This is a genomic window from Neisseria sp. P0001.S007 (assembly GCF_051963655.1).
Taxonomy (GTDB): Bacteria; Pseudomonadota; Gammaproteobacteria; order Burkholderiales; family Neisseriaceae; genus Neisseria; species Neisseria subflava_A.
The window spans coordinates 338,473-351,972 of sequence record NZ_JBQCUB010000001.1 but is presented as its reverse complement, the minus strand read 5'-3'; the positions used below and the strand labels follow the sequence as shown (position 1 = coordinate 351,972).

At 47.3% G+C, this 13,500-nt stretch carries 15 protein-coding genes; 4 read left to right on the top strand and 11 right to left on the bottom strand.

The annotated features are described in order from the left end of the window. Positions 1-38 precede the first annotated feature (38 nt). The 3 genes from ACTHRE_RS01780 to ACTHRE_RS01770 are packed head-to-tail and all read right to left on the bottom strand — an operon-like array spanning position 39 to position 2,048. Positions 39-911, bottom strand: coding sequence for a DMT family transporter (locus tag ACTHRE_RS01780; protein WP_314512908.1), 873 nt, complete (start codon positions 909-911; stop codon positions 39-41). Positions 912-914: 3 nt separating this feature from the next. Next, positions 915-1,547 carry a DnaJ domain-containing protein gene (locus ACTHRE_RS01775; protein ID WP_440344761.1) on the bottom strand — a complete coding sequence of 211 codons (633 nt, stop codon included), beginning with the start codon at positions 1,545-1,547 and terminating at the stop codon, positions 915-917. Positions 1,548-1,562: 15 nt separating this feature from the next. Beyond that, a complete protein-coding gene (locus ACTHRE_RS01770) occupies positions 1,563-2,048 on the bottom strand; it encodes an aminoacyl-tRNA deacylase (protein ID WP_377072862.1) in 486 nt (161 codons plus the stop codon). Between the two features lie 99 nt (positions 2,049-2,147). Between ACTHRE_RS01770 and ACTHRE_RS01765 the strand changes: the two genes are divergently transcribed. From ACTHRE_RS01765 to ACTHRE_RS01755, 3 genes are all read left to right on the top strand, one after another. Further along, positions 2,148-2,501, top strand: coding sequence for a RidA family protein (locus ACTHRE_RS01765; RefSeq protein ID WP_003683286.1), 354 nt, complete (start codon positions 2,148-2,150; stop codon positions 2,499-2,501). 128 nt (positions 2,502-2,629) lie between these two features. After that, the gene (gene ttcA, locus ACTHRE_RS01760) at positions 2,630-3,589 is read left to right on the top strand and encodes a tRNA 2-thiocytidine(32) synthetase TtcA (protein ID WP_377072864.1); all 960 of its coding nucleotides are present in this window, start codon (positions 2,630-2,632) and stop codon (positions 3,587-3,589) included. 159 nt (positions 3,590-3,748) lie between these two features. After that, positions 3,749-4,237 (top strand): DUF456 domain-containing protein, encoded by a 489-nt coding sequence (locus tag ACTHRE_RS01755; RefSeq protein WP_036472395.1) that lies wholly within the window; start codon positions 3,749-3,751, stop codon positions 4,235-4,237. Between the two features lie 61 nt (positions 4,238-4,298). Here the strand turns inward: ACTHRE_RS01755 and ACTHRE_RS01750 are convergent, their stop codons facing one another. The 6 genes from ACTHRE_RS01750 to ACTHRE_RS01725 all read right to left on the bottom strand — a co-directional run bounded on the left by ACTHRE_RS01750 (position 4,299) and on the right by ACTHRE_RS01725 (position 9,650). Next, the gene (locus ACTHRE_RS01750) at positions 4,299-4,958 is read right to left on the bottom strand and encodes a YecA family protein (protein ID WP_049348483.1); all 660 of its coding nucleotides are present in this window, start codon (positions 4,956-4,958) and stop codon (positions 4,299-4,301) included. A 34-nt stretch (positions 4,959-4,992) separates the two neighbouring features. Continuing rightward, positions 4,993-5,784 (bottom strand): TrmH family RNA methyltransferase, encoded by a 792-nt coding sequence (locus tag ACTHRE_RS01745; protein WP_377072867.1) that lies wholly within the window; start codon positions 5,782-5,784, stop codon positions 4,993-4,995. A 118-nt stretch (positions 5,785-5,902) separates the two neighbouring features. Then, a complete protein-coding gene (locus ACTHRE_RS01740; protein WP_377072869.1) occupies positions 5,903-6,451 on the bottom strand; it encodes a sigma-E factor negative regulatory protein in 549 nt (182 codons plus the stop codon). 5 nt (positions 6,452-6,456) lie between these two features. Then, a complete protein-coding gene (rpoE, locus tag ACTHRE_RS01735; RefSeq protein WP_036493687.1) occupies positions 6,457-7,056 on the bottom strand; it encodes an RNA polymerase sigma factor RpoE in 600 nt (199 codons plus the stop codon). A gap of 187 nt (positions 7,057-7,243) precedes the next feature. Further along, positions 7,244-8,599: a tRNA lysidine(34) synthetase TilS gene (gene tilS / locus ACTHRE_RS01730; RefSeq protein ID WP_440344762.1), complete on the bottom strand. Its 1,356-nt coding sequence runs from the start codon at positions 8,597-8,599 to the stop codon at positions 7,244-7,246. Between the two features lie 91 nt (positions 8,600-8,690). Next, on the bottom strand, positions 8,691-9,650 hold the full coding sequence (locus ACTHRE_RS01725; protein WP_049333774.1) for an acetyl-CoA carboxylase carboxyltransferase subunit alpha: 960 nt from the start codon (positions 9,648-9,650) through the stop codon (positions 8,691-8,693). A 204-nt stretch (positions 9,651-9,854) separates the two neighbouring features. Between ACTHRE_RS01725 and ACTHRE_RS01720 the strand changes: the two genes are divergently transcribed. Further along, positions 9,855-10,256, top strand: coding sequence for an RNA-binding S4 domain-containing protein (locus tag ACTHRE_RS01720; protein WP_070734811.1), 402 nt, complete (start codon positions 9,855-9,857; stop codon positions 10,254-10,256). A 95-nt stretch (positions 10,257-10,351) separates the two neighbouring features. Here the strand turns inward: ACTHRE_RS01720 and ACTHRE_RS01715 are convergent, their stop codons facing one another. Then, positions 10,352-11,551, bottom strand: a complete 1,200-nt coding sequence (locus ACTHRE_RS01715; RefSeq protein WP_377072872.1) for a hypothetical protein — start codon at positions 11,549-11,551, stop codon at positions 10,352-10,354. 96 nt (positions 11,552-11,647) lie between these two features. Then, positions 11,648-13,411 (bottom strand): exodeoxyribonuclease V subunit alpha, encoded by a 1,764-nt coding sequence (gene recD, locus ACTHRE_RS01710; protein ID WP_377072873.1) that lies wholly within the window; start codon positions 13,409-13,411, stop codon positions 11,648-11,650. Positions 13,412-13,500 lie beyond the last annotated feature (89 nt).

Genomic DNA, 13,500 nt, shown 5'->3' with positions numbered 1-13,500 from the left:
TAAGGCCGTCTGAAATTTTTCAGACGGCATAAGTATTTTTAACCTACCAAGCTTCGAATTTGCGGCCAATAAAACAGACAGGCTATCGAGCAAATAGCAATACTGATACCGGCTGCATTAATGCTGCTGATTTTTTCTTTAAACATTGCCGCACCAATCAGCGTACCCAAAACAATTACGCCGATGTTCATACCGGCAAACACCAAGGTCGGATTATCCTTCATGATTTGGTGTGCCGAGATGTAGGTAACAATATTCAAAAAATTCAGGCAACCCAAAATCATACCACCCACTATACCCTCTTTGGTCCATTTGCTTCCTTTGGCAAACAGGTAGCCAAACATCAAGATACCGGCCAAACAAAATGCTACCAGCAAATTACCGGCAAACGCGGTACCGCTTTTCGCCACTTGTTTGAACAGAATATCAATGATGCCGTAGCCACACCAAACGCCCAAAAGCAGCATCACTTGCGTGCCGAAACCGCCGGATTTCTTACCGCCATCGTTTTTCCAAAGCAAGAAAAACAATGCTGTAAATGCCAATACCAAACCAATCAGACGGCCTTCGGTCAGTTGTTCATGAAAAAGCGTGAATGAAGCGATAATGGGCAAAAACAGCGATAAGCGCTGTGCCGCATCCGATTTGACGATACCTGCCGCATCGACGGATTTGCCCATAATGACAAACACGCTTGGCAACAAGATACCCAAAGCCGCAAAGAGCCACCAAGTCGGTAAAAATACCTGCGGATTACTCAAATCGGGCTTTAACACCAGCATGGTCAAAGTAACGGCAACGATATAGTTCACCGCCACCGCCTGCTCAATATTGATTTTTTGCTTGCGCGCCACTTTCAGCAATACGGAAACCAACACGCTGCAAACGATACTTGCCAATAAATATGCCATGCTTTAAAACCATCCTTGATTGGAAACAGGCTTATCGTCATTCAGTTTAATCAGTCCGACAACTACGCGATAAATGAGCCAAATACCGGTCGCCACCAAAATCAGCCAACCGATTAAGATCAGTATGGTTAACATCCCGAAAAGCATACCCACCAAAGACACCCAAAATGTCTTAATCAGCCAATCAATATGGCTGGCGTAAATGCTGCCTTGTGCCTCATCGCGTTTGACATATGCCATAATCACACCAACAACGGGGGTAAACAAAATCAACAAGCCCACAGCATATGCAACATAAGCGATAAAAACATAGTTTTTCACTTCAGAGTTGGACGTATTGACCATATTGGCCTCCGTATTATTGTTCTCTGTATTATAGTTTGCCGTATGATTGGCCGCCGTATCATTGAAGCTGTTGTCCTTGACTTCCTGACGCTCGTACTGCATAGCCGCATCATAAGCCAGACGTTTTTCCGGATGAGACAATACTTCAAACGCCTGTCCGATGGCTTTGAAACGCTCCGCATCTTTCTGAATATCCGGATTGGCAACCAATCTGCCGTAAGCCTCGCGGATAACGTTGATATCAGCATCCTGAGACACACCCAAGATTTCGTATAAATTCACTTGTTCCATCTGTATTCCCCTCCTTTACGCGTCCACTGCAACATGAACATCTTGCGGGTTGAGCGTCCGCAGGTTTTCAGGCTTCATGCCTACGATAAACCCTCGTTTGCCACCATTGATAAAAATCTCGTCCAAAGCCCAAATGCTTTCTTCCACATAAACCGGCAACGCGGTTTTCATACCGAACGGCGACGTACCGCCGACCAAATATCCTGTCCATTTCGCCGCCTGATCCGCCGTTGCCGGCTCGATGTGTTTCAAGCCCAGTTCTCGCGCCAAATTGCGGGTAGAAATATGCTTGTCGCCGTGCATTAAAACAACCAAGCCTTTTTTATGTTCATCCTGTAAGATGATTGTTTTGATGACTTGATGCTCGAGCTTTCCCGTACATTCGGCAAAACGCGCCGTACCGCCGTGTTCTTCATACGCGTAAACATAAGGGACAAAATCGATTTTCTTACTGCGTAAAAAGCGTACAGCCTGCGTAACCGGATATTCTGTTTTACTCATGGGTTGTTTTCCGCCATCCTTTTCAGACGGCCCCTCTTAAATGTGGAACGTAAACAGTCGCAATGTTACCATACCTTCTTTTTGAAATCAGGAGACAACATGGACATCCGTTATCTTGGTGCAAGCAAACGCTATTCGGAAGCCGTCGTAGCCAACGGCTTGGTTTTCCTCTCCGGCATGGTTCCCGAAAATCCTGAAGCCGATGCCAAAGCGCAAACTGAAAACGTTTTGGCGCAAATCGATTCATGGCTCGCCCAATGCCAATCCGACAAAGCCCATATTTTGGAGGCCACCATCTATCTGCCCGATATGAACGACTACGCCGCCATGAACGAAGCCTGGGACGCATGGACAGCCCCTGAACGCGCTCCGGCCCGCGCCTGCGTGGAGGCGAAACTGGCCTCGCCCGATTGGAAGGTTGAAATCAAAATTACCGCCCTTCAAATCAAATAAAGCGCAAATATCAGGCCGTCTGAAAACACCGCTTCAATCAAGCAAGCGCAGTTTTTCAGACGGCCTTTATTCTTTTGCGGTACAATACCGCCCTTAAATTTTTCTATTATTTCAAAGCACAAACAGCCATGTCCAAAAAAACCAAGCAAGAATTAGAAAACAACAAACTCAGCAAACGCCTGCGCCACGCCGTCGGCGATGCCATTAACGATTTCAACATGATCGAGCCCGGCGACAAAATCATGGTCTGCCTCTCTGGCGGCAAAGACAGCTACGCCCTTTTAGACATTCTGCGCCAGCTTCAAGCCAGCGCGCCGATTGATTTTGAACTGGTCGCCGTCAATCTCGACCAAAAACAGCCGGGCTTCCCCGAAGAAGTATTGCCGACCTATCTCGAAAGCATCGGCGTCCCCTACAAAATCGTTGAAGAAGACACTTATTCCACCGTTAAACGCGTATTGGACGAAGGCAAAACGACTTGTTCGCTGTGCAGCCGCCTGCGCCGCGGCATTCTCTACCGCACCGCAAAAGAATTGAGCTGCACCAAAATCGCCTTGGGACACCACCGCGACGACATCCTTGCCACCATGTTCCTGAATATGTTTTACGGTGGCAAACTCAAAGCCATGCCGCCCAAACTGGTAAGCGACAACGGCGAACACATCGTCATCCGTCCTCTGGCGTATGTCAAAGAGAAGGACTTGATCAAATACGCCGAGCTGAAGCAATTCCCGATTATCCCATGCAACCTCTGCGGCTCTCAGCCCAACCTGCAACGCCAAGTCATCGGCGATATGTTGCGCGATTGGGACAAACGCTTTCCCGGCCGTATCGAGTCTATGTTCTCCGCGCTACAAAACGTCGTTCCATCACATTTGGCCGATACCGAACTCTTCGACTTTGTCGGCTTGGAACGTGGTCAGAGCCTGAAACACGGCGGCGACTTGGCGTTTGATAGTGAAAAAATGCCGGAACGTTTCTCCGACGGCAGCGAAGAAGACGAAAGCGAAATCAAAATCGAACCGCAAAAAGCCGAACGCAAAGTCATCAATATTCTGGCAAACAAACCTAAAACCTGCGGTATGTAAACGCGTTTAAACGTTCAGACGGCCTTTCGGTAGCTATTGACTGAAAGGCCGTCTGAATATTTAGGCATATTTTCATTTTCTTGCATAAACCTTTATCGCAATCCGGCAAAACGCCCTCATAATAGCGCCGTTATCCACCCCTCTATCAAAAGGAAAACCATGACCACCATTCTGATTATCCTCGGTTTGATCGCCATTGTCGTCGGTATTTTGGGAACGATTTACCCTGCCTTGCCCGGATTGGGTTTGATGTTTGGTGGCGCATGGCTGTTGGGTTATGCCGGCGATTATCAAGTGTTTGGCTCGGGTACGCTGACATTTTTGGCCATCGTTGCCGTATTCGGTACTGCGATGGACTATGTGGCGGGTGCGTTGGGTGCAAAATATACCGGCGCAAGTAAAACCGCGGTTTGGGGTGCGTTTATCGGCGGTATCGTCGGTGCATTCTTCTCCATTCCCGGCTTGTTGCTCGGCCCGTTGACCGGCGCGGCCATCGGCGAATTTATCGCACGCAAAGATACATGGCAGGCAGGCAAAGTCGGTATCGGTACGTTTATCGGCTTCATCATCGGTACTGTGGCCAAAATCGGCTGCGCATTGACCATTGCGCTGACCATCCTGTTTGTTTGGTTAGCCTCATTCTTCTAAATAAAAAACATTAAAGGCCGTCTGAATTTCAAGCATTCAGACGGCCTTTTTATTTCGCTGTTTATTTGCCGCAGCAGGCTTTGTACTTTTTACCGCTGCCACATGGGCAAGGATCGTTGCGCCCCACTTTTTCGCCTTCGCGGCGAACGGTTTGCGGCTTATTGATGATGGCCTGCCAGTACCAGTAAATATCCAGCAAGACATGCGGCAAATCAGACTCCAGCTGAGTCAGCTCTTTTTCATTCAGATGCAAGATAACTTCGCCGTTTTCCTCATCGTCATAGATGCCACCCAAAGCCATAATCGGATAGAACAAATCTTCAAACTCTTCCTGATCGACTGCTTCAAACCAATCGGTAGGCACAATATCCAGTGCGTAAAGATAGGCGTTACACCAAGTGTAGAAATCCGGATTGCCGGCTTCATCTTCATAAAACCACAAATCAGGCAGAATTTTTTCGTTGAGCTTCATGCGCATATCGGCGGCCATTGCCATGACCAAACGCTCGATTTCAGTGCGCTCTTTGGCATCAAACAAAGATTCTTCACCCAAAATCTCAGGCAGCCAGTTGGTCGGATTCAAAGCGTCCGGACCGCTCAATAAAGCCATCATGAAACCCTGCACTTCATCACAACGCATGGTGTTGTGGGCTTCGGATTTGGCATCCAGCAATTCCATTAAGCGGCTGCGTGCCGCTTCATCAAAAGTCAGTATTTGCATTTTTGTTCCTTAAAATAAAATCGTATTATTGTTTTTAGACGGCCTGGGCATGGATACGCTGCCGCATTTGTTCAAACAGACAAACCGTCGCCGCCATCGCGACATTCAAGGATTCGGTTTGCCCCAACATGAGGATTTTGACACAGGCATCGGCCTTCTCTTTTACCGTTTCGCTCACGCCGCTGCCCTCGTTGCCAAACACCCAAGCACAAGGTTGACTGAGGTCCATTTCATACAAACCGATATTGCGCTCCCCTAAGGCAGTTGCCCAAATTTGATGCTGATACGTTTCCATCCAAGCGGATAATTCCACTCGGCTGAAAATAGACAGCAGAAAATGCGCACCCATCCCCGCTCGCAACACTTTGGGCGACCAGATATCCACGGAATCATTGCTGCACACAATTTGCTTGACTCCTGCCGCCGCCGCGCTGCGTAAAATCGTGCCTGCATTGCCTGGGTCTTGTACCCGCTCCAATACCACGCAATCGCCGTCTGAAGGCAAGCCTGCCTGCTGCGGAATATCAATCCAAGTCATCACATCATCGGCATCGGTCAAACTGGTGATTTTAGACAGCGCTTCGTTACCGACCCAAGTAATTGATCCCTCGTCCAACTGCGCTGTAATTTCTTGAATTTCAGGATGTTGCTGTTTCTTTTCAGGCAGATAAACCTGTTTGGGCGTACCGCCGCTTTGCAAATAAGTTTGCAGCAAATGTACGCCTTCCAATACGGTTTCACCGCTTTCACGCCTTGCTTTGGCCTGCGTCAGCAGACGGAATAAATGTTTGAGCTGTTCGTTTTGAGCAGAGGTAATCAGTTTCATGGAGCGCATTATAACTGTTTTGACTTCATTGAAGCTATGCTTTCAGACGGCCTGATGGTTTTACTTCGGAAATAAAAAACCCTTGCAATGAAGCAAGGGTTTTGCATGATTTCATTTTTTACTGCACAACAGTCTGCTGCTCATTTTTTTGCTCGGTACGGACAGTCGGACGGTTTTCAATTTTACCGTCTTTTGCCGCATTCGGCACAACAGTCTCGCCAGGCTCTGAAGCTGCTTTATCACTAGGCGTACCGCTTACCGGAATAATATTTTGGGCAGGCTGAATATTAGACTTCTCTGCAACAGGCATAGCGTCACGAGAAGTTTGCGGTGTAAATTGCCATACTGCAACAGCAATCGCACACACGCTGGCAGCGGCCGCAAAGAATTTGAAGAAGCCGCTATTAGCCGCTTCACGCTGAGCATATTTTTCCTGTTTGCCTTCAGCTTCGGCTTGAGGCACTGTAAATGCTTTGCTTTGCATGGTTTCACCGGCAATACTCGCCGCCGCACCCTGACGGATACAGTCGCCGATAATGTGGTACTCATGCCAAGCGCGCATAGCTTCCTCGTCTGCCAATACGGCATCCAGCATCTCATCAGTCAATGCTTCACCGTCCATCAATGCAGACACATACTCCAATGCTTTATTTGTTTTGTCGTTCATTTTTATTACCACCTTTGATCTTCAGAAGTATCCAACAGCGGCCGCAAATCTTTTGCAATCAGTTCACGCGCTCTGAAAATACGCGAACGTACAGTACCTATCGGACAATCCACTACCCGAGCTATTTCTTCGTAAGACAAGCCATCCATTTCCCTAAGCGTAATGGCTTGACGCATATCGTCTGGCAGTTGCGCAATGCTTGCTTCGACGGTCTGCAAGATTTCCCGATTCATCATTTCAGCTTCCGGCGTATGGTAATCCGCAATCTGATCGGTTAAATCAAGAACATCTCCCTCCTCATTGGCTGCTTCCGAGCTGACAAAAAACTGACGACCCGAAGTGGTCAGGAAATTCTTTGCCGTATTGATACCGATACGGTACAGCCATGTATAAAATGCACTTTCTCCACGAAAATTTGCCAATGCACGATAAGCCCTAATCATTGCCTCTTGGGTTACATCGTGTACTTCGTGCTCGTCCTGAATAAAACGGGAAATCAGTCTGTTTAGCCGACGCTGATACTTGGACATCAGCATCTCGAATGCCTTATGGTCACCTTTCTGTGCGCGCTCCACCAAAACTTGATCTATTTGGCGATCGTTCATATTCAACCTTTAATCGTTTTACTGCTTTAAACCAAAAATAGTAAAGCGTGCTGTGCACAGTAAAGACAGCAACGCTTTGAAATAGTTCCACGAGATTACACTCAATTGCTAAAGTTTATTCGTACAGATACTCTAACATTGACTATATTTCTTGATATACATGGACTTAATAAAAGTAGTTTAATTACTAATAGTTACTAAACTTAGAGTCAACCCCTTTATTTTTTGCTATATATTTGGCTAACTTTTCATGAACAGGTAAATAACCTTGTTCCATTCGAACATCGCTTCCCACCCGAAGATTAACAACAGCAAGGCAATTGTTGCCCATACTTAGGATAATCGGCCAATATTTACGGACAAATGGCACAATATGACACTCTTGCAATAGTTTTTCGACTGATTTTTCCCTCTGTCCCGAATGAATCACATCACCTTTGACCACACTTCGAAGTACCGCCGGCCTCTCCAACTCCTCTTCTGACAAACCTCCCTTAAACGGTAATAAAACGAAACCATTTTCCAACAAAATATCTTTCAGACGGCCTCGAACTTCCCTGCCATTACACCAAGGAAGGTTTTGAAACTCACTTTCCTGACAAACAAACAGCTTGTCCCGATATGCGACCAGTTCCCCGTCTGACAAATTCAACTGCGCCTGATCTGCGGTTTCCAACACTCGGGCAAAATCGACAATACTGTGATAAGAAGGCAATGATTCCGTTTGCTTTCGCAAAAAATACCAAAGCAAACGACGACGCAAAAGCGGCGTACATTGCCGCCACAGACTGATGCTGAATATGCCGTTTGGACTGATGCGCTGGTATTCAGACTCAATCAATTCATCTAAAAGCTGCAAATCTTCCTGCAATAATCGAACATTGGCACAAATTTGCTGTTCAAAATTCGGAATACGCTGCTGCCATTGCGGCAAAGCCTGATTTCTCATCCAATTGCGTAAATAGCCGGAGTCTTCATTACTTTCGTCTTCAACAAAAGATAATCCCCATTGTTGCGCATACTCAGCCAGTTCCTGACGGGAAAATGCCAAAAGCGGTCGCCAAATTTGAACCTCTTCATTTAAATCACGCCATACCGGCATGGCCGCCATACCGCGCAATCCACCCCCGCGCACAGCCGACAACATAAATGTTTCGATTTGATCATTGCGGTGGTGGGCCAAAACAATAATTTTCCTCAGGCCGTCTGAAAATGCCTGATATCGTGCAGCCCTAGCCGCCGCTTCCAAACCTTTTCCTTGTTTTTCCACATTGACACGACACACTCGCAAAACAACATTCAAACCCCGACAATAATCCTGACAAAATTTAGCCCAAGTGTCAGCATTGCTGCTTAAACCATGATTAACATGGACGGTACGCAAATCAAAATGGCGAAATTCGCGCATCCGATGCAAAAGATGCAGCAGGACGACAGAATCCAATCCGCCACTCAAGCCAACTTCAACAACAGTATGGCTCGGCAAATTAGGAAAAGCTGCTTGAAAACTTTTAAATAGGAAATCAGGGAATACTTGCGACATTTCAGACGGCCTGAAATTGTGAGTTACTCAAAAATAGAACACAAAAAAAGCAAGCAGTGGCGCCATCTGCTTGCTTTTTCAACAATCAAACTTATTTATCGGTAAATTTACCGTAAGCCATGATGCGGTCGAAACGGCGAGAAAGCAAGTCAGGCATGGTCATGCTTTGCGCTTCGCTTAATTGCTGTTCCAAAACGGTTTTGACGTTTTTCATCGTGGTTTCAAAATCACGGTGTGCGCCACCCAAAGGCTCATCAATTACTTTATCGATGACATCCAACTCTTGCAGGCGTTTGGCGGTAATACCCAATGCTTGCGCGGCATCTGCTGCTTTTTCAGCAGTTTTCCAAAGAATAGAGGCGCAACCTTCGGGAGAAATCACCGAATAAGTCGAGTATTGCAGCATATTGACGTAGTCGCCGACAGCCACTGCCAACGCGCCACCCGAGCCGCCTTCGCCAATGATGGTGCACAATACCGGCACATGCAGGCGGGTCAGTTCGTACAAATTACGGCCGATGGCTTCAGACTGGCCGCGTTCTTCCGCGCCGATGCCCGGATACGCACCCGGCGTATCGACAAAGGTCATGACCGGAATATTGAATTTTTCGGCAGTCTGCATCAAGCGCAGTGCTTTACGGTAACCCTCGGGACGCGGCATACCGAAATTGCGGCGGATTTTTTCTTTGGTATCGCGGCCTTTCTGATGGCCGATGACCATCACGCTTTGGCCGTTGAAACGTGCCAAACCGCCGACAATGGCATGATCGTCAGAATAATGGCGGTCGCCGTGCAACTCTTCAAAATCGGTAAAAATACCGTTGATATAGTCCAAAGTATAAGGACGTTGCGGATGGCGGGACACTTGTGAAATTTGAGCCGGAGTCAGCTTGCTGAAAATCGACTTGGTCAACTCGCTGCTTTTCTTTTGCAGTCTGGCAATCTCGTCGGAAATATCAACGGCAGATTCGTCTTGTACGAATCGCAACTCGTCGATTTTATTGGTTAATTCGGCGATGGGTTGTTCGAAGTCCAAAAAAACGGGTTTCATAAAACAAAGCTCTCGGTAACGGTTGCTGACATGATACGCTAATCAGACGTATTTGACAGCATTTCTCAAAGGGAAACTGCCATCTTTTGCAATAAAAAATCTTTCAGACGGCCTTTAACAAATAAATAGTATATCTGCACTAAAATCATGGAGTGCCGTATCTTATGATAAACTTCAATTCAGTTCAATCATTTCAAACAGGCTATGAAAAACGATCATGACAATTCGTCCATGCGCTTGGACAAATGGCTGTGGGCTGCGCGCTTTTTCAAGACCCGCGCGCTGGCACAAAAACACATTGAGCTGGGCAGGGTTTTGGTAAACGGCTCAAAGGTGAAAAACAGCAAAAATATTTCTGCCGGCGACACCATCGACATGACTTTGAACTCCCTACCCTACAAATTCAAAGTTGCCGCGCTCAATCATCAACGCCGCCCGGCACCGGAAGCGCGTTTACTCTACGAAGAAGACATGAAAACGGCTGCCGAACGCGAAGCTCAAAAACAGCTCGACCAAGCCGGCCGCATCAGTGCCGCTTATCCGGACGGACGCCCAACCAAACGCGACCGCCGTCAGCTTGACCGTATGAAGCGCGATAGCTGGTAAAACGTTTCATCCATTGTTTCAGATGGCCCTATATCCATGCCGTCTGAAAACCAAAAACAGGCAGGACATCCTGCCTGTTTTTTTATTTGTAATGATTAAAATTTATATTCTAACTGACCACGAATAACGTTTACGTCCTGCTTATCCGTGCCGACAGTAGGCGTAACCTGTTTGCCGGCCAAATAGAAGCCTTTGAGTTTCCAGTTTTTCCAAGGAATATAGGTCGCACCGATTTGCACGCCTTGGACGTTTTTGCTGTAATCCTCAACAGAAGAGACACCGGACAACGAACCGACACGGCGGTAGTTCAAGAATACGTCGTAAGAATTGCGGACGTTCCAATCGGCTGATTTATAGCGCACTTCAGTGAACACGCCATCATTTTTGATTTTTTGTCCGGCATCATTATAGGCTTTGATATTGGACTTACTGACTGCAGCCATCCAATGCCAATCGTCATTAAACTTGATGTCCGTACCGATTTCTCCGAAGACCGCATTTTTCTTCGCACCGCGTACATCGATGTCTTTCATGTAGCTGACGGTTGCGCCGACGTTGATATTCTCATTCACAGGCAACATGCTTTGCACCGCGGCAAAATGTCTGCGGCGGCCGCCAATGCCCCATGCGTTGTCGTTCAGATTGCCAGTGCGGCGGCCTGCATAGATTTTGGTAGGCAGGGTTTTATTGTCGAAGAAGATTTCGCCGCCGGTTACTTCGGTATCCCATACGCGGCCGTATGAAGAGAACGCACCAAATTTACCGATACGCGCTTTAATATTGTTGTACAAAGTACCTTCGGCATACAGTTTATTCACCGGCACATCATGATCACCGTTGAATTTACCGGTTTCCAAATCAATATTCGGCTCGATTTGGGCAACCAATTTCCAATCTTTGTACAGTTTTGCGCGTAACCAAAACTCTGCATTGAAGTTGGCATTGGTATCTTCAGGTGTCGGATTGATGCCGCTGTTATTGGCATTGATGTCTTTGGTATCCGCACGTACGCGCAAGCCACCATTTACAGTCAACAAATCATTGAAAATGCTGATTTTATCGTCATCTTTGCGAATGATACTGCCGGAATTGACGTAATCGTTGGTGGTGGCCAAAGCCGCCGCATCACGTCCGCCATCAGCATTCTCTGCCAAAGAATAAGATGATGAAGCCAATAAAATACAGGTTGCAATCAGTTTGGTTTGAAATTTCATGCCGACTCTCCAAAAGAAGGTATTGAAAGTGAAGTATTCGATAAAGCGTACAAAATTATGAATTTCGTATAAATTATTCATTTTATTTACTAATTATTTTTATCGTATGTAAATTAGTGTAATCAGTCAAGCAGATTTAAACGCTTTATCCTCTTTCAGACGGCCTCTTGATTCAGGTCAAACGGAAGCCTGCTCATCAGGCTGTTCAAACTGCCATTTCAAGGCATCGGCCAATGCCGTCCTGCGTTTTTGATGGCATTCCACAGCTTTACATAATTCCTCCGCATTTCCCCAAAATACAAAACGTTCACGCGCACGGGTAATGGCCGTGTAAAGCAAAGCCTTATCCAAACCTCTGGCCTCTTCTTCACTCTCCGTCGTTGCAGGTACTGACGGCGGCAACAGCCATACTTCCCGATATTCCGAACCTTGGCTCTTATGCACCGTCATGGCAAAAGCCGATTCAAAATCGGGCAAACGGCTGATGGCAATTTTTTTGAATCCATCTTTCTCAGGAAAATATGCAGACAAGCCATTCAACGATTCTTTATCCGGCATAATCAGCCCGATGTCGCCGTTAAACACTTCCAGCATGTAATCATTGTGCGTAATCATGATGATTTGTCCAGCAAACCAAGGCGTTTCGCCCGAAACCTTGCCTTGCCGTTGCAGGTATTCTCGATAAGCCTGATTCAAATCATCCGCATCCTGCCGCCAAGCCGCCAATACCACCACATCGGCCGCATGACCATAGGCAAGTGCAACATTATTCTCTGCCACGGCCTGCCAATAATCCTGTTGCTTTTGATACAGCAAGGCAACCTGCTCTTTCAGACGGCCTGATTTCATTTCCAATTCTTTGGGGAACTTGTCAAACTGTTCGACCGCAGTTTGCTTTTCCCCGGACACCACCGCCCTTGCCAAACAGCCGATACCGCTGTCTGCACCAAAACGGTGGCTGAATGTCAATTTGGCATTGTTTTGCGATAAAGCCTGTGGCTGCCCTTTAATCTCAAAACCATGATCGGGCAGGTACACTTCCAGCTTTTCAGCGGTTTCTTTATCCAAAACCGTCGGGCGCGACAATGCCGCCAATACGGCTCCCAAGCCAACCGACGGCAACTGGTTTTCATCGCCAAGCAACACCAGACGACAGCCGGTAGGCACGGCGCGCAATAAATCCAACACCAGCGGTAAATCCAACATTGAGGCCTCATCCACCACCAAAACATCCAAAGCAAGCGGATGTTCATGATTGAACGCAGGGCGCATTTGCGGCGGCCGCAATTTCAACAAACGATGAACAGTCTGCCCTTCCAAGTTTTCCAGATGCGCTTTGACGCTCGGAGACAAATCAAAACCGTCCAAAGCACGCTGCAAAGCCCGTGCCATATGCGCAGCCGCTTTGCCCGTCGGTGCCGCCAACGCGATACGGGGCAGCTTCGTACTGTTATTGCAAATCAGACCCAAAAGCTTTGCTACGGTCGTCGTCTTCCCCGTACCCGGCCCGCCGGTAATCAGCATAAAGTTTTGCAGCAAGGCCAAAGCCGCAGCATCCCTCTGCTCTTTGCTGTATTTAGGATCAAACCAGTCGCTCAGGCTTTTTGAAGCCGCCATGAAATTCACTTCTTCCGCCTCGGCACTTGCCAGCCGTTTGATTTCGACAGCCAAATCATGCTCCAACTGCCACATCCGCCCTAAAAACAATTTCCGGCCTTGCAGGATAAGCGGTTTATCCGCATTGCCGACCAAATTCGGCAAGTTGCTTAAGGCATCAACATCCGCTTTATCCAAATAAACAAACGAATGCCCGTTTTGCAAGGCTGTAAACAGTCGCACCACATAAGGCTCAATAGCGGATGCACCCTGTACTTCGTGGCGACGGAAAAATGCTATAGCCGCATCTGCGGCAGAGGAAAGGATAGAGTCGGTCGGATTCATGGCTCAGGATTGATTGATACGAAAAAAAAAAGGCCGTCTGAAAAACAGCGTTTCCATAAATGAAAACCTATTTTTCAGACGGCCTCTAT